The organism is Bradyrhizobium sp. CCBAU 65884, assembly GCF_028128835.1.
Classification (GTDB): domain Bacteria; phylum Pseudomonadota; class Alphaproteobacteria; order Rhizobiales; family Xanthobacteraceae; genus Bradyrhizobium; species Bradyrhizobium ottawaense.
Genome location: NZ_LBJU01000084.1, coordinates 26,741 through 43,095, shown reverse-complemented (window position 1 = coordinate 43,095; position 16,355 = coordinate 26,741). Strand labels below are relative to the sequence as shown.

The 16,355-nt window shown below is 64.5% G+C and carries 13 protein-coding genes; 9 read left to right on the top strand and 4 right to left on the bottom strand.

From position 1 onward, the window contains the following. Positions 1-335: 335 nt before the first annotated feature. Positions 336-1,550: an ornithine--oxo-acid transaminase gene (gene rocD / locus XI03_RS05215; protein ID WP_271591525.1), complete on the bottom strand. Its 1,215-nt coding sequence runs from the start codon at positions 1,548-1,550 to the stop codon at positions 336-338. A 194-nt stretch (positions 1,551-1,744) separates the two neighbouring features. Further along, positions 1,745-2,965: a cytochrome P450 gene (locus tag XI03_RS05210; RefSeq protein WP_271591524.1), complete on the bottom strand. Its 1,221-nt coding sequence runs from the start codon at positions 2,963-2,965 to the stop codon at positions 1,745-1,747. Between the two features lie 105 nt (positions 2,966-3,070). Between XI03_RS05210 and XI03_RS05205 the strand changes: the two genes are divergently transcribed. The 9 genes from XI03_RS05205 to cnbZ all read left to right on the top strand — a co-directional run bounded on the left by XI03_RS05205 (position 3,071) and on the right by cnbZ (position 14,528). Continuing rightward, entirely contained in the window at positions 3,071-3,613 is a 543-nt protein-coding gene (locus tag XI03_RS05205) for a phosphonopyruvate decarboxylase (RefSeq protein WP_028143453.1), read from the top strand. Continuing rightward, positions 3,610-4,200, top strand: a complete 591-nt coding sequence (locus XI03_RS05200) for a thiamine pyrophosphate-dependent enzyme (protein WP_271591523.1) — start codon at positions 3,610-3,612, stop codon at positions 4,198-4,200. The genes XI03_RS05205 and XI03_RS05200 overlap by 4 nt, the downstream gene beginning before the upstream one ends. A 160-nt stretch (positions 4,201-4,360) precedes the next feature. Further along, positions 4,361-5,047 (top strand): TetR/AcrR family transcriptional regulator, encoded by a 687-nt coding sequence (locus XI03_RS05195; RefSeq protein ID WP_028143451.1) that lies wholly within the window; start codon positions 4,361-4,363, stop codon positions 5,045-5,047. Between the two features lies 1 nt (position 5,048). Then, positions 5,049-6,242 carry an efflux RND transporter periplasmic adaptor subunit gene (locus XI03_RS05190; RefSeq protein WP_028143450.1) on the top strand — a complete coding sequence of 398 codons (1,194 nt, stop codon included), beginning with the start codon at positions 5,049-5,051 and terminating at the stop codon, positions 6,240-6,242. Positions 6,243-6,312: 70 nt separating this feature from the next. After that, positions 6,313-9,408: a MexW/MexI family multidrug efflux RND transporter permease subunit gene (locus XI03_RS05185; protein WP_028143449.1), complete on the top strand. Its 3,096-nt coding sequence runs from the start codon at positions 6,313-6,315 to the stop codon at positions 9,406-9,408. A 148-nt stretch (positions 9,409-9,556) separates the two neighbouring features. Next, positions 9,557-12,139, top strand: a complete 2,583-nt coding sequence (locus tag XI03_RS05180) for a sensor histidine kinase (RefSeq protein ID WP_271591522.1) — start codon at positions 9,557-9,559, stop codon at positions 12,137-12,139. Then, positions 12,136-12,525 carry a response regulator gene (locus XI03_RS05175; RefSeq protein ID WP_018315558.1) on the top strand — a complete coding sequence of 130 codons (390 nt, stop codon included), beginning with the start codon at positions 12,136-12,138 and terminating at the stop codon, positions 12,523-12,525. Before XI03_RS05180 ends, XI03_RS05175 begins: the two co-directional genes overlap by 4 nt. Beyond that, on the top strand, positions 12,522-13,772 hold the full coding sequence (locus tag XI03_RS05170; protein WP_038947045.1) for an adenylate/guanylate cyclase domain-containing protein: 1,251 nt from the start codon (positions 12,522-12,524) through the stop codon (positions 13,770-13,772). The genes XI03_RS05175 and XI03_RS05170 overlap by 4 nt, the downstream gene beginning before the upstream one ends. A gap of 9 nt (positions 13,773-13,781) precedes the next feature. Continuing rightward, entirely contained in the window at positions 13,782-14,528 is a 747-nt protein-coding gene (gene cnbZ, locus XI03_RS05165) for a 2-amino-5-chloromuconate deaminase CnbZ (RefSeq protein WP_271591521.1), read from the top strand. Here the strand turns inward: cnbZ and XI03_RS05160 are convergent. Then, the gene (locus tag XI03_RS05160) at positions 14,525-15,409 is read right to left on the bottom strand and encodes an ABC transporter permease (RefSeq protein WP_028143445.1); all 885 of its coding nucleotides are present in this window, start codon (positions 15,407-15,409) and stop codon (positions 14,525-14,527) included. The two genes, cnbZ and XI03_RS05160, sit on opposite strands and share 4 nt — an antisense overlap. Positions 15,410-15,412: 3 nt before the next feature. Then, complete coding sequence (locus tag XI03_RS05155; protein WP_028143444.1) at positions 15,413-16,354, bottom strand: ABC transporter permease; 942 nt, start codon at positions 16,352-16,354, stop codon at positions 15,413-15,415. Position 16,355 lies beyond the last annotated feature (1 nt).

The window sequence follows — 16,355 nt, the reverse complement described above, 5'->3', positions numbered from 1 at the left end:
GGCATGGCCGGTGGATGGAATGCCGGGGCGGCGGGACGTGCCATGGCTGGCGGCGCCGCCGGACGGGCCATGGCCGGTGGTGCTGCTGGGCGTGCAGGCGCTGCGGCTGGACCGGCAGGTCCGCCCCTTCCATGTCCCTGGCCGGGTCCTTGGGCGAACGCGCCGACGCTCGTCGCCAGCACAGAGACACCAACTAAAGCAGCCGTAAGGCAAGCGCCATGCGGAAGCATGATTGTCGCTCCCAGCTCGTAATCGCCCACGACGTTCAACGCGCAGCTGGCGGAATCGTTCGTTGCTGGCCGCGGCCGGCATTGCGATCTTCCGACGCAGGCCGCTCAGGAGAAATCCTGCGTCAGGGTGCTGGCGAGCCGCTCCAGCGCCCAGTCGACCTGGTCGCTTGTGATCACCAGCGGCGGAGCGATGCGGATCGTTTGCTCGTGGGTATCCTTGGCGAGGATGCCCTTGGCCTGAAGCGCCTCGCAGTAGCGGCGAGCGCGGCCGGCCTCGGGATGCAGTTCGACCGCCAGCATCAAACCGCGTCCGCGCACCTCGCGGATCGTGTTGGCACGAATGTCTTTCAAACCTTCCAGAAAGCGCGCGCCCTGCCTGGCCGCGTTCTCGATCATGCCTTCCTCGGTCAGCACGCGCAGCGCCGCGCGCGCCACCGCGCAAGCAAGCGGATTGCCGCCGAACGTCGAACCGTGCTGGCCGGGCCTCAATGTCCCGAGCACGTCGTTGTTCGAGAGCACGGCCGACACCGGATAGAAGCCGCCGGACAAGGCCTTGCCGAGCAGCGTCACGTCCGCCTCGATTCCCTCGTGCTGTTCAGCGAGAAGCTTGCCGGTGCGGCCGAGCCCGGTCTGGATCTCATCGAGCACCAGCATCACGTTGTTGGTGGTGCAGAGCTCCCGCACCTCACTGAAATAGCCGGCCGGAGGAAGGATGACACCGGCTTCGCCCTGGATCGGCTCGACCAGAAAGGCGACCGTGTTTGGGGTGATTGCCTCCGCCAGTGCCGCGGCGTCGCCGAACGGGATGATCTTGAAGCCCGGCGCGAACGGCCCGAAATGTGCGCGCGTGTCGGGGTCGGTTGAAAAGCCGACGATGCCCAGCGTGCGTCCGTGGAAATTATTGGCGCAGACGATGATCTCGGCGTGGCCGTCCGGCACGCCCTTCACCTCATAGCCCCATTTGCGCACCGACTTGATCGCGCTTTCGACCGCCTCGGCGCCGCTGTTCATCGGCAGCACCTTGTGGGAGCCGGTGAGCGCCGCGATCTCTTCGTAGAAGGGGGCGAGCTGGTCGTTGTGGAAGGCCCGCGAGGTCAGCGTCAGCCTGTGCGCCTGTTCCACCATCGCCGCCAGGATTTTGGGGTGGCAGTGGCCCTGGCTGACCGCCGAATAGGCCGAGAGGCAATCGAGATAGCGGTTGCCTTCGGTATCCCAGACCCAGACACCTTCGCCGCGCGACAGGACGACCCCGATCGGCTCGTAATTGTGGGCCCCAAAGCGTGCTTCCGTTGCGACGAAATCAATGACCGACGCGCTCATCTGTCGTCACTCCATTGCTGCGCGGGGCGGTGCCAACCGACTGCACCGCCGGCCTCAGCTTGATCTGGGTATCAACTTGCCGCCTTGGAAGTCTTCATCCCCTCCGGTGGCGAAGCCCGATCTGATTTGCCAAAAGTATCAGAGGGTTCTCTACTGTGCATGGGGTTGTTTTCGCAGTTTTTGGTGTCGAGTCCTCAGCGAAGCGCACACGGCACGCTCAAAAAGCCTCGAAACCGCACCCGTCCGCCCCGCACCGGCTGGCCGCTCACGGCGTAGTCCGGGAAGCGCGCCAGGAAGCGCGAGATCGCAATCGCGCCTTCGAGCCGCGCCAGCGCCATGCCGGCGCATTGATGCGCGCCGGTGGCGAAGGCGAGATGCCGGTTCGGGGTGCGCGCGATGTCGAAGCTTTCAGGGTCCGGAAACTGCGCAGGATCGCGGTTGGCCGCCCCGATGCACAGCGTCACCGATGTGCCGGCCTCGAGCGTGACGCCGCCGAGCTCGACCTTTTCCGTGGTCATGCGGTTGCCGAGCTGGTTGGAGCTCTCGTAGCGCAGCATCTCTTCGACGGCGGTCTTGATCATGTCGGGACTGCCGATCAGCCGCCGCTTCTGGTCGCGATTGCGGTCCAGCGCCACGAGGCCGTTGCCGATCAGATTGGTGGTGGTCTCGTGGCCGGCATTGAGCAGGAAGATGCAATTGTGCAGCAGCTCCTTCTCGGTCAGCCGCTCGCCATTCTCCTCACCCTGGATCAGGCGCGTCAGCACATCGCGCTCGGGATTGCCCGGCTTGTCGCGCCGGCGTGCCACCAGCGTCTGAAGATAGCTGAGAAAATCCGTCACCGCCTTGTTGCCGCGGGCGGCGACCTCGGGCGACACCACAGGTTCGAGCGCACCCAGGATCGCCAGCGACCAGTCGCGCAGCGGCCCGCGTTCCTCATGAGGCACGTCGAGCAGATTGCCGATCACCTCGATCGGGATGGACGCGGCGAAATCCTCGATCAGCTCGCAAGCCCCTTTAGCCGCGACGGCGTCGAGCAGGCCGTCCACCAGCTTGATGATGTCAGACTCCATGCCGGCGATCGCGCGCGGCGACAGCGCGCCCATGATCAGGCGGCGCACGCGGGTATGCGCCGGCGGATCGTTGAAGACGAGGCTGGTGGTATGATGCTCGTAGAGCGGGGTGTCGCCGTATTTCGGCGCGAACTCGCGCTTCTTGTCCGAGCTGAACGACTTGGTGTTCTTGTAGGTGGTGACGAGATCGTCATAACGGGTCAGGAACACGGTGCCGTTCGGCAGGCGCTTGACCGGCTCGTTCTCCCGCAGTGCACGATAGGTGGGGTAGGGGTCGTCGTAAAATTCCGGCGTCAGCTTCTCGAGGTCGAAGCTTGCCGCCAGCGCCTTCGCATCTGCGTTCATCCCGTTATACTCGCCGGTTAAAGCCGTTATGCCGTTTTTGTTGTTCTGGTCGGCGCATGCATGCGTCTACAGTCTTCCCACCTTGCTAGCCGACCGGACAGGAAAATGCACGCACGCGCTGACGCTGCCGACACGGCGCCGAATTGGCCCGACGATATTTTCGCGACCCTGCAACGCTTCGATATCAGGCAGGTGCCTTACGTGCCGGATGCCGGCCATTCGAGGCTGATCCAGCGCGTGCTGGCCTCATCCACCATGCGCGGCATTCCGCTCACGACGGAGGAGGAAGGCGTGGCGCTTCTCGCCGGCGCCTGGGCCGGCGGACAGCGCGGCGTCTTGCTGATGCAGTCGAGCGGCGTCGGCAATTGCATCAACATGCTGTCGCTGATCCCGATCCTGCGCTTCCCCTTCCTCACGCTGGTGACCATGCGCGGCGAGTGGGGCGAGTTCAATCCGTGGCAGGTGCCGATGGGATCGACCACGCAGGGCGTGTTCGAACTGTCGGGTGTCCAAGTGCTGCGGGCCTCGAACGCAGCCGAGGTGCCGGCCGTGCTCGAAGCCGCTGCGTCGCAAGCCTACAACGCGCTCACGCCTACCGCCGTCCTTCTGTCGCAGCGCCTGATCGGCGCCAAGGTTTTCACCAAATGAGCAAGGACAATCTCCTCGACCGTCGGCAGGTGGTGTCCACGTTGCTCGCGAACCGCAAGGACGTCGTCGCGATCGGCGGCCTCGGGGCCTCGACCAACGACATGTGCGCGGCCGGCGACCACGCCCGCAATTTCTACCTTTGGGGCGGCATGGGCGGCGCCGCGATGATCGGGCTGGGGCTCGCCCTGGCGCAGCCAAAACTGCCGGTATTGGTCATCACCGGCGACGGCGAGATGCTGATGGGCATGGGCAGCCTGGCCACCATCGGGCTGCAAAAGCCCCCCAACCTCTCGATCGCAGTTCTCGACAACGAGGCCTATGGCGAAACGGGCGGCCAGACCAGCCACACCTCCGCTGCCGCCGACCTCGTCGGCGTCGCCAAGGCCTGCGGCATCGGGGATAGCCGGGCGGTCACGACCATGGCCGAGGTCGAGGCCTTTGCCAAAGCCGTTCACGACGTCTCTGCCGGGCCTCGCTTTGCCAATATGAAGATCGACAGCGCCAGCCTGGAGCGGATATTGCCAAGCCGGGATGGGACTTACATCCTCAACCGGATCCGCGGCGACCTCGGCTTCCAGCCAATCTAGGGCGGGCCTGCCCATTCCCACCGGCGCCCAGGTCCTGCACGGAAACCGTGCAGGCGGGGGCAATTTCCACTGAATTAACGACGCACTCAGGTTGCGATGCAACATAGTGCTTGACTTTTGCGTGGGTGAGTGCTTACTCACTAGCATGAGCTCATTGCGTATGACGAGCGACCTGAGGCGTCAATTGATCCTCGGAGCCGCGAAACGCTGCTTTGCCCGACATGGCTATACCGGCACCACGACCAAGAGCGTGGCGGCCGCCGCTGCCATTTCCGAGGCGTTGCTGTTCAAGCATTTCCCGTCCAAGGCGGCCCTCTACGCCGAAATCCTCAGCGACGAATGCGAGGCGGACCCGGCGCTCACCGAGCTTCTCGAGCGGGAGCCTTCGACCGCCACGCTGGTCGAGGTGATCCGCGGCATGGTCGAGCATTTCCTGCACATCGCTGATGGTCCCGATCAGGAAGAGGCCCAGCGCCTGCGGCTGATGGCCACCAGCCACTTGGATGATGGCGAATTCGCCCGTTTGCTGTATGCCAAGATCGAGACGCTGATCGGGGCGATCTTCGTCTCCTCGCTCGAACGTGCCGTTGCCGCCGGGGACGCGCGGCTATGCAGCGGCGATCCGCTCAATCTGTTCTGGTTTGCGCATCACTCGGTGATGACTGCGGCGCTGACCAGGCTGCCCGCCACGCCTTGCCTCGCTTACGGCAAGGCTGAAGACCTCGAGCGGCAGCTGTGTGAGTTTCTCCTGAGGGGTATCGGACTTAACGACGCCGCAATTGCTTCGCATCTGGGCCACAATCAGGCCGCGGATGCCGGCAAGGCGGCGATTGCAGAGAGTGCATGACATGAACATCGTAACCGAACACAAGATTTCGGGCGAACCGATCGACAACAAGGCTCCCAAGCGTCCGGTCCGGCCGGTGCTCTGGTTCATCATCGTCGGCACGCTCCTGGCGGTGCTGGTCGGCGGCCTCGTCTGGTTCAACTATTTCCGCGGCCAGATGATCAAGCAGTTCTTCGCCAACAACAAGCCGCCGCCGACCGCTGTCAGCGCGGCAGAGGCCAAGTCCGAGGTGGTGCCGAACTTGCTCACCGCGGTCGGCGGCCTCGTCGCCGTGCACCAGGTCGACGTCAGTGCCGACGTCAACGGCCGCGTCACCGAGATCAAGTTCGCGCCGGGCACGCGCGTCGAAGCCGGCACGCCGCTGGTCCAGCTGTTCGACGCGCCGGAGCAGGGCGACCTTGCCAATTACAAGGCCCAGGCGACCGTCGCACAGCTGTCGCTTGATCGTGCCAAGCAGCTGGCCGCGCGCCAGTTCGGTCCGCAGGCGACCGTCGATACCGCGCAGGCCGCCTACGACCAGGCGCAGGCCGGCATCGCCAAGACCGAAGCGCTGATCTCGCAGAAGCTGGTGCGCGCACCGTTCTCCGGTGATCTCGGCGTCCGCAAGGTCGAGGTCGGTCAGTATCTGACGGCGGGTACGGCGATCGTGTCGTTGACCGATCTGTCGGAGCTGTGGGCCAACTTCACCGTGACGGAAAAGGATTCCGGCAGCCTCAAGGTCGGCCAGACTGTCAAGTTGAAGGTCGATGCCTATCCGGGCCGCATCTTCGAAGGCAAGATCACCACGATCGAACCGCAAATCTCGACCGACACCCGCAATATCCGCGTGCAGGCGACGATCGCCAATCCGGAGAAGATCCTGAAGCCCGGCATGTTCGTGACCACCACGGTGGTGCTGCCGGACAAGCCGGCCGTGATCACCGTTCCGGAGACGGCGGTCGACTACACGCTGTACGGCGACTCGGTGTTCGTGATCACCGAGAAGAAGGAAGCCGACGGCAAGACCAGCCTGTCCGCGGTGCGCACCTTCGTGCAGACCGGCAACCGGGTCGAAGGTCGCGTCGAAATCATCAAGGGCGTGAAGGCGGGCGACAAGGTCGTCGCCGTCGGCCAGCTCAAGCTGCAATCGGGCGCGGCGGTGTCGATTTCGACCGACCCGGCTCCGCAGATCCCGGCGCAGCCGCCGCGCTACTGACCCTCTGCATTCAAGTGATCCGGCTCGGCCGGATCACTTTCCTTGAGATACAGAAATCGAGATCGCCGCGATGCGCTTCACCGACATTTTCATCAAGCGACCGGTCCTGTCGGTCGTCGTCAGCCTGCTGATCCTGCTGATCGGCCTGCGCGCGGCGATGGTGCTGCCGATCCGGCAATATCCCAAGCTTTCGAACACGGTCATCAACATCACGACCGTCTATCCCGGCGCGTCCGCGGACCTGATCCAGGGCTTCATCACGACGCCGATCGAGCAGGCCGTCGCCTCGGCTGAAGGCGTCGACTACATGACCTCGTCCTCGGTGCTCGGTACCTCGACGATCCAGGTGTACATCAAGCTGAATTTCGATCCGAACCAGGCGCTCACCGAGGTGCTGGCCAAGACGAATTCGGTCAAATATCTGATCCCGAAGGAATCCAACGACCCGATCGTGACCAAGACCACGGGCCAGACCACGGCCGTGATGTATCTCGGCTTTTCGTCCGAAGAGCTGTCGGGCTCGGCGATCTCGGATTATCTGACGCGCGTGGTGCAGCCGGTGTTGTCGACGGTCGACGGCGTCGCCTCGGCCGACATTCTCGGCGGCCAGACCTTTGCAATGAGGCTGTGGCTCGATCCCTTGAAGATGGCGGGCCGCAACGTGTCGCCGGCCGACGTCGCCGCGGCGATCCAGGCCAACAACTTCCAGTCCGCGGCGGGGCAGACCAAGGGCTATCTGATCGTTTCCAACATTTCCACGAACACAAGCCTCACTGACGTCAACCAGTTCCGGAAGATGATCGTCAAGGCCAAGGACGGCGGCTTCGTCCGGATGGAGGACATCGCCACGGTCGAGCTGGCCGCGCAGAGCACGGATGCGAGCGTCGCCTTCAACGGCGAGCATGCGATCTTCATCGGCGTGAACGCGACGCCGCAAGGCAACCCGCTGACTCTGGTCAAGGGCGTGCGCGCGCTGTTCCCGGAGCTCGAGCGCAATCTGCCGCCGTCGATGAAGATGAAGGTTGCCTACGATTCGACCAAGTTCATCCAGTCCTCGATCGACGAGGTCGAGAAGACGCTGGGCGAAGCCGTGATCATCGTGATCGTGGTCATCTTCCTGTTCCTGGCCTCGCTCCGCTCGGTCATCATTCCGGTCGTCACGATTCCGCTGTCGATGATCGGCGTCTGCACCCTGATGCTGGCGCTGGGCTTCAGCTTCAACCTGCTGACGCTGCTGGCGATGGTGCTGGCGATCGGCCTCGTGGTCGACGACGCCATCGTCGTGGTGGAGAACATCCATCGCCATCTGGAGGAGGGCAAGACGCCGGTCCAGGCGTCGCTGGAAGGGGCGCGTGAAATCGTCGGCCCGATCATCTCGATGACCATCACGCTCGCCGCGGTGTACGCGCCGATCGGCTTCCTTGGCGGCCTCACCGGTTCGCTGTTCCGCGAGTTCGCTTTCACGCTTGCGGGATCAGTGATCGTGTCGGGCGTGATCGCGCTGACGCTGTCGCCGATGATGTGCTCGGTGCTGCTCAAGAACACCGAAGAAGGCCGCTTCGCCAAGCTCGTCAACAAGGTGTTCGGCGCGCTGACGCGATGGTACGGCCGCAGGCTCGACCGTTCGCTGGATTACAAGGCGATTACCGGCCTGTTCGCGATCACGATCCTCGGGCTCGTCGGCTTCCTCTATATGCACACCTCGAAAGAGCTGGCGCCTGAAGAAGACCAGGGCATCGTGTTCGCGGTGACCAAGGCGCCGAAATACGCCAATATCGATTATGTCGATTTCTATGGCGAGAAGCTCGACAAGGAATTCGAGAAATTCCCCGAGACCGATCTGCGCTTCGTGCTGAACGGCATCAACGGTCCGCAGGGCGGCATCGCCGGCATGCTGCTCAAGCCCTGGGACGAGCGCAAACGTTCGGCGATCCAGCTGAAGCCGCTGGTGCAGGCCGAACTCTCCAAGATCGAGGGCGTGCAGGCGTTCGCGTTCAACCTGCCGCCGCTGCCGGGCGGACCGGGCGGTCTGCCGGTGCAGATGGTGATCAATTCCACCGCGGGTTTCCAGACGGTCTTCGAGCAGATGGAGAAGCTGAAGGACTCTGCGCGCAAGAGCGGCATGTTCATCGTCTCCGACAGCGATCTCGCCTACAACCAGCCGAACGTGGAGGTCACGATCGACCGTACCAAGGCGCAGGATCTCGGCGTCAACATGCAGAACCTCGGCAGCACGCTGGCCGTGCTGCTGGGCGGCAACTACATCAACCGCTTCAATCTCGAGGGCCGTTCCTATCAGGTGATCCCGCAGGTGCCGCGCAGCAGCCGGCTGTCGCCGGAATCGCTCGGTGGCTATTACGTGACGACCAACACGGGCCAGCAGCTGCCACTGTCGACCGTGGTCTCAGTCAAGACCAAGACCGCCCCGAATTCGCTGACCCACTACAACCAGCTCAATTCGGCGACGTTCTCGGCCGTGCCGATGCCCGGCGTGACGGTCGGTGCGGCGGTGGACTTCCTCGAGGGCGAGGCGAAGAAGCTGCCGGCCGGCTTCAGCCACGACTATCTCGCGGACTCCCGGCAGTACGTGCAGGAAGGCAATCAGCTCGCGATCACCTTCGGCTTCGCGCTGATCATCATCTTCCTGGTGCTGGCTGCGCAGTTCGAGAGCTTGCGTGACCCGTTGGTGATCATGATCTCGGTGCCGATGGCGATCGTCGGTGCGCTGATCCCGCTGTTCTTCGGCGTGGCGACCATGAACATCTATACCCAGGTCGGTCTGCTCACCCTGGTCGGCCTGATCACCAAGCACGGCATCCTGATGGTGGAGTTCGCCAACGAGCTCCAGGTCAACGAGCGGCTCGACCGCCGCTCCGCCATCGAAATGTCAGCCCGCATCCGCTTGCGGCCGATCCTGATGACGACGGCCGCGATGGTGACCGGCCTGATCCCGCTCCTGACCGCAACCGGCGCGGGGGCGGCCAGCCGCTTCTCGATCGGCCTGGTCGTCGTCGCCGGCATGTCGATCGGCACGCTGTTCACGCTGTTCGTGCTGCCCGCGGTCTACGTGGTGCTGGCGACCGACCATCGTGCGGCGGCCGATTCCGAGCGGAACAAGCAGGTCAACGAGCTCGACCTCGGCTCCAAGGCCCTGCGGCCGACCTGAAGCCGCTGGCTCGCAAGCGATCCAGAGGGCGGCAGCGGCGGGTCCGCTGCCGCCCTTTTTGTTGCGCCCGGGCGCCGGGCTCACTGGACGGGGCCTTATCCCGCGCTTGCGAAAGACAAGGTCCCGTCTTCTTGCTAGGTTTCGGGTGATGAGCCTTTCCCTCCATCCCGACACCCCGCAAGCCAGGACGCTGCCGAGCGTGGCCTCGGATGGCGTCGCTGCCGGCGGGGGAACGGGACGAGGGATCAGGACCCGGCTGTTCACCAAATATGTCGCGCTGTTCGTGGCGGTCGTGGCCATCGCGCTGCTGGCCAACGGCCTGTTCGAGGTCTTCTTTTATTATCGCGAGCACAAGGCTTCGCTGATCCGGGTCCAGCACGAGCAGGCCGAGGCGGCCGCAGCGAAGATCGGCCAGTTCGTCAAGGAGATCGAAAGCCAGCTCGGCTGGACCACGCAACTGCCGTGGTCGGCGGGCTCGATCGAGCAGCGCCGGTTCGACGCGCTGCGGCTGCTGCGCCAGGTCCCCGGGATCACCGAGCTTGCCCAGGTGGACTCGACCGGCAAGGAACGGTTGCGGGTCTCGCGGCTGGCGATGGACGCGATCGAGAGCGGGATCGACCTAGCCAATGATCCGAAGTTCACCGAGGCGGTCGCGCACAAGGTTTATTACGGCCCGGTCTATTTCCGCCGGGAGTCCGAGCCCTACATGACGCTGGCCCTGGCCGGCGCGCGCAGGGATGCCGGTGTCAGCATTGCCGAGGTCAATCTCAAGCTGATCTGGGACGTGGTCTCGCAGATCAAGGTCGGCCAGCACGGGCACGCCTATGTCGTCGGTCCGGAAGGGCGCCTGATCGCGCATCCCGATATCAGTCTCGTGCTGCGCAACACCGACATGTCCGGCCTCGCGCAGGTGCGCGCCGCCCAGGCTGCCGGCGGCACCATGCCGAACGCGCTCGAGGAAGCGCGCAACATCCAGGGCCAGAAGGTCTTGACCGCATCGGCGCCGATCGAGCCGTTGCACTGGACCATGTTCGTCGAGCTGCCGGTCGAGGAGGCCTATGCGTCGCTCTACGCCTCGCTGCAGCGGCTTGCGATCGTGCTGCTCGCGGCGTCGATCTTCGCGGTGCTTGCGGGGATATTTTTGGCGCGCCGCATGGTCGGGCCGATCCAGGCGCTGCGCAGCGGCGCGGAACGGATCGGCGGTGGCGACTTCTCCCAGCGCATCTCGATCCGGACGGGCGACGAGCTCGAAGGGCTCGCCGACCAGTTCAACGACATGGGCGCGCGCTTGCAGGAATCCTATGCCGATCTCGAAAACAAGGTCGAACGGCGAACAGCGGAATTGAGCGAGTCTCTCCAGCAGCAGACGGCGACCGCCGACGTGCTGAAGGTCATCAGCCGCTCGGCGTTCGATCTGCAAACCGTGCTGAATACGCTCGTCGGATCGGCCGCCCGCTTGTGTGACGCCGACGAGGGAACGATCTTTCGACCGCGCGATGGCGTTTTCTATTTGGCGGCAAGCTGCGGCCTCGATGCGGAGCAGGAAAGCAAGCTTCGGACCTTTGCTTCTTTACCAGAACGGGGAAGTGTGGTCGGGCGTACGCTGCTCGAAGCCAAGACGGTTCACGTCCCCGATGTGCAGGCCGATCCGGACTATGCACCCTCATCCGCGCGAAGGCGGTCCAATGTGCGTACGATGCTCGGTGTCCCCCTGCTTCGAGAAGGATCGCCAATCGGCGTGTTCGTCTTGACGCGACATATGGTGCGTCCCTTCAGCGAGAAGCAAATCGAACTCGCCACGACCTTTGCAGACCAAGCCCTTATCGCGATCGAAAATGTTCGATTGTTCGAGGAGGTTCAGGAACGCACGACAGAGTTGTCGCGATCCCTCGACGACCTGCGCGCCGCCCAGGATCGCCTGATCCAGACCGAGAAGCTTGCCTCGCTCGGTCAGCTCACCGCCGGCATCGCCCACGAGATCAAGAATCCGCTCAACTTCGTCAACAATTTCTCCGCGGTCTCCACCGAGCTGATCGACGAGCTCAAGGAGGCCCTGCAATCGGCTGCGCTCGACGGCAAGACCAGGGAGGAGGTCGACGAGCTGACTGGCATGCTCAGGAGCAATCTCGAGAAGGTGGTGCAGCACGGCAAGCGTGCCGATTCCATCGTCAGGAACATGCTGCTGCATTCGCGCGAAGGTTCCGGCGAGCATCGGGCCGTCGACATCAATGCGGTCGTGGAGGAGAGCCTCAATCTCGCCTATCACGGCGCGCGGGCCGAACGTCCCTCCTTCAACGTCACGCTTCAGCGCACGTTCGATCCCGCTGCCGGTATGGTCGAGATCTATCCGCAGGAGATCACGCGCGTCTTCCTCAACCTGATCTCGAACGGCTTCTATGCCACGGCCAAACGCAAGCAGAGCGCGGGTGAGGCCTTCGAGCCGACCTTGAGCGCGGCAACCAAGGACCTCGGCGACAGGGTCGAGATCCGGATCCGTGACAATGGCACCGGAATTCCGCCCGAGGTGAAGGAGAAGATGTTCAACCCCTTCTTCACCACCAAGCCGGTCGGCGAGGGCACCGGGCTCGGCCTGTCCATGAGCCACGATATCGTCGTGAAGCAGCACGGCGGCACCATCGACGTGAACACCATGCAAGGTGTATTCACCGAGTTCATCATCACCCTGCCGCGTACGATGGCGGCGGAGGGCACTTCCGGAGGCAAGTCGTGAACGTTTACATCCTGGTCGTCGATGACGAGCCCGACGTCGAGGCGCTATTCCGGCAGCAATTCCGGCGCGAGCTGCGCGCCGGCCGCTTCCAGATGGAGTTCGCCTCCTCCGCGCCCGATGCGCTCAAGCGGGCCGCCGAGGTTCGCGATCCCTCGCTGATCCTGATCCTGTCCGACATCAACATGCCCGGCATGAGCGGGCTCGACATGCTGCCGAAGGTGCGTGCCGCGCATCCGGACGTTCCCGTCATCATGATCACGGCCTATGGCGACGCCGAGACGCGGCGAAAGGCGATCGAGCGCGGCGCCGTCGGGCTCCTCACCAAGCCGATCGACTTTGCCTTGCTGCGGCAGGAGATCGACACGAGGCTCGAGCAAGCCGCATGAGCGCGACCATCCTCTTCGTCGACGACGAGCCGGATCTCGAGGCGCTGGTCCTGCAAAAATTTCGCAGGCAGATCCGCGACGGACAGGTCGTCATCATATTCGCTCGCGACGGTCTCGAGGCGCTGGCCTCGCTCGAGCAGAATCCGCAGGTCGACATGGTGGTCTCCGATATCAACATGCCCAGGATGGACGGGCTATCGCTGCTCGCGAAACTCCAGGAGGCCGAGGACAAGAAATCGACCATCATCGTCTCGGCCTATGGCGACATGAGCAATATCCGCACCGCCATGAACCGCGGCGCGTTCGACTTCCTGACCAAGCCGATCGACTTCGCCGATCTGGAGGCCACGATCGAGAAGACCATCCGCCATATCGAGATGCTGCGCGAGGTTCGGCGGCGCCAGATGGAAGCCGAGCGCGCCCACGCCGCGCTGTCGCGCCATTTCTCGCCCGAGCTCGCCAAGCGTCTGGCCGCCAGCGGCGACGGAGAGGGGATCGAAGTTCAGTGGCGCGATGTCGCCACCATCTTCACCGATATTACCGGCTTCACCTCGTTGGTCGAGAGCGCGCCGCCCGAGACGTTGGGCAAGCTGCTCAACGAGTATGTCGGCGGCATGACCGAAATCGTCTTCGTCCATGAGGGCACGGTCGCAAAGATCATCGGCGATGCGATCCAGGTCCTCTTCAATGCGCCCGGCGATCAGCCGGATTATGCCACGCGTGCGGTCGCCTGCGCCCATGAGCTCGACGCCTGGGCGCAGGACTTTCGCGCGCGCCAGAGCGCCATGGGTGTGACCTTCGGTGCCACCCGCATCGGCATTCACGCCGGTCCCGCGCTGGTCGGCAATTTCGGCGGCAATCGCTTCTTCGACTACACCGCCTATGGGGACTCCATCAACATTGCGGCGCGGCTGGAGGCCGCCAACAAGCATCTGGGCACCCGCATTTGCGTCAGCGCCAGCGTCGCCGAGGCGGCCGAGAATTTTCAAGGCCGCCCCGTGGGGGAGCTGATGCTGCGCGGACGCAGCGAGCCGTTGCGCGCCTTCGAGCCGCTGCCACCGGGCAAGTTCGAAGCGCCGGAAACGGCACTGTATTCGGAGGCTTTCGCCAAGATGGAGGCCGGCGATGCCGCGGCCATGCCGGCCTTTGCCGCGCTGGTCGGCATGCACGCCGACGATTCCCTGGCCGGCTTTCACCTGAAGCGCCTGCTCAACGGCGCCAAGGGCATTCGCATGCAACTGGAATAGGGGTTCGACATGATGCGTGACTTCTCTGCCGGCAATTATCGTTTCATTCCGTCCGTGTTCCAGTATTCGGCGGGCGCCGCCGCGGATGACGGCTACGAAATCGAACGCGTCCGCTTCGACCGTGTGGTCCCGCTCTTGGAAGGGTTTGCGCTGGCGGCGAAATTCATCCAGGAGGCCGGGCGGCCGTTGACGGCATTCTGTGCCTGCGAGCTGCGTTCACCGGCAGCCTTCAGCGAAGAGGGCTTTCGCGCGTTCAACCTGCACTACGTGAAGACGCTGTCCGAATGGGGCATCTTCGACGGCACCACCAATCCGGTGGCGCGCAGCAATGTCTGTCCCGAGATCGATCCGCCGTCCGAGCCGTCGTTCTATGCGTTCTCGTTCACGCGTCCGACCCGCTCGAAAGCGCCGTCCTTCGTGATATCAGGCGGCGCCGAGGCACGCGAGGGCAGCGGCACCTATGTCGAGCGCACCGTGCGCTATCGCGACCTCAGCCCTGAGGGGCTGCGGGAGAAGGTGCGCTTCACCACGACGTCGCAGATGGAAAGCCGGATGGCGGCTTTCGGCTTCGGCTGGAACGACACCACTGCGGTGCAGGCCTATTCCGTGCACGATTTCCACCATACGCTCGTCGACGAACTGGTCCGCCGCGGCGCGTTGCGCTCCGGCCTGACCTGGCATTTCGCCCGCCCGCCGGTGGTCGATCTCGAATACGAGATGGATTGCCGCCGCGTGATGCGGGAAGCGGTGATCTAGCGCTGCCGCGGGTCGAGCGCGTCGCGCAGGCCGTCGCCGAGCAGGTTCAGCGACAGCACCACGAGGAAGATCGCAAGCCCCGGCCAGATCGCCATCCACGGCGCCTGGGTCAGGAAGCGCTGCGCGGCGTTGAGCATGCTGCCCCAGGACGGCGCCGGCGGCTGCTGGCCGAGGCCGAGGAACGACAGCGCGGCTTCGGCGATGATGGCGGCGGCAATCGACAGTGTCGCCTGCACCAGCAGCGCGGGCAGGATGTTCGGCAGGATATGCGAGAGCGCGATCCGCCATGGCGGATTGCCGAGCGCGCGCGCGGCCTCGACATAGTCCTCGGCCTTGACGACGAGCACCTGGCCGCGGGTCAGGCGGATGAAGATCGGCGTTGCGGAGATGCCGATCGCGATCATGGCATTGCCGAGGCTCGGCCCGAGGAACGCCGCCAGCGCGATCGCCAGGATCAGGAACGGGCAGGCCAGCATCGCATCAGTGATCCGGCTGATCAGCGCATCGACGAAGCCACCGCGATAGCCAGCGACGAGACCGAGCGGCACGCCGATGCCGAGCGCGATCGCCACCGAGATGAGGCCCGCGAGCAGCGAGGCGCGCGCGCCGTAGACGATCCGGCTGAAGATGTCGCGGCCGAGCTCATCGGTGCCGAACCAGTGCGCCGAGGTGGGCGGCTTGCGCACCAGGCTCCAGCTCGTCGCGATGGGATCATAGGGCACGATCAGTGGGGCCAGCACGGCGAGCACGATGAACATCGTGAGCACGACGAGCCCGAATATCGCCGCCTTGCGCTTGAACAGCCGCCGGCGCGCGCGGCGGGCCGGGCTATCCAGCTCGTCGGCTTGCGTGAGAGGGCCGGGCAGCGCGGCGTCGGTCATGCTCTAGCCCCGCAGCCGTGGATTGACGAGGATATAGGCGATGTCGGCAACGAGATTCAGCGTGATGTAGATCGTGGCCGTCACCAGCACGACGCCTTGCACGACGGCGTAGTCGCGGTTGAAGACGGCATCCACGATCAGCTTGCCGAAGCCGGGGATGGAGAAGATCTGCTCGGTCAGGACTGCGCCGGACAACAGCGTCCCGAGCTCGAGCGCGCCGAGCGTGATGACGGGCGTCAGCGCGTTGCGCATGGCGTGCTTCAGGATCACCGAGCGCTCCAGGAGTCCCTTGGCCCGGGCGGTGCGGACGTAGTCGCTTTCCAGCACCTGCAGCATGGCGCTGCGGGTATGCCGCATCAGGACCGCGGCAATGGCATTGCCGAGCACGAAAGCCGGCATGATGGTGGCCGCCAGGCTCGCGCGCCAGTTCTCGGTGAGCGGCACGTAGCCGGACGCCGGCAGCCAGCCGAGCTCGATCGAGAACAGGAAAATCAGCATGATCCCGAGCCAGAAGTTCGGCGTCGAGATGCCCCACAGCGCAAACAGGTTCGCGCCGTAGTCCCAGGCCGAGCCCTTCTTCACGGCCGCGACGATGCCGGCGGGGATGCCGATCAGGAACGCGATCACGATCGCCATGCCGCCGAGCTGCAACGTCACCGGCAGCTTCTGCGCGATCAGCTCGCGCACCGGCATCTTGTTGCGCAGCGACTCGCCGAAATCGCCCGAGAGCACGCCCTTGATCCAGTAGGCGTACTGCACCGGGACCGGCTGATCGAGCCGGTACTGATGACGGATCTGCTCGATCACGGCGGGATCGCGCTCTTCGCCCGCCATCACCAGCGCGGGATCGCCCGGCAGCAATTGCTGCAGCGAGAAGATCAGCACCGAGACGAAGAACAGCGTCGGCACGATCTGCGCAAGGCGGCGGGCGAGGAAGTTCAGCATT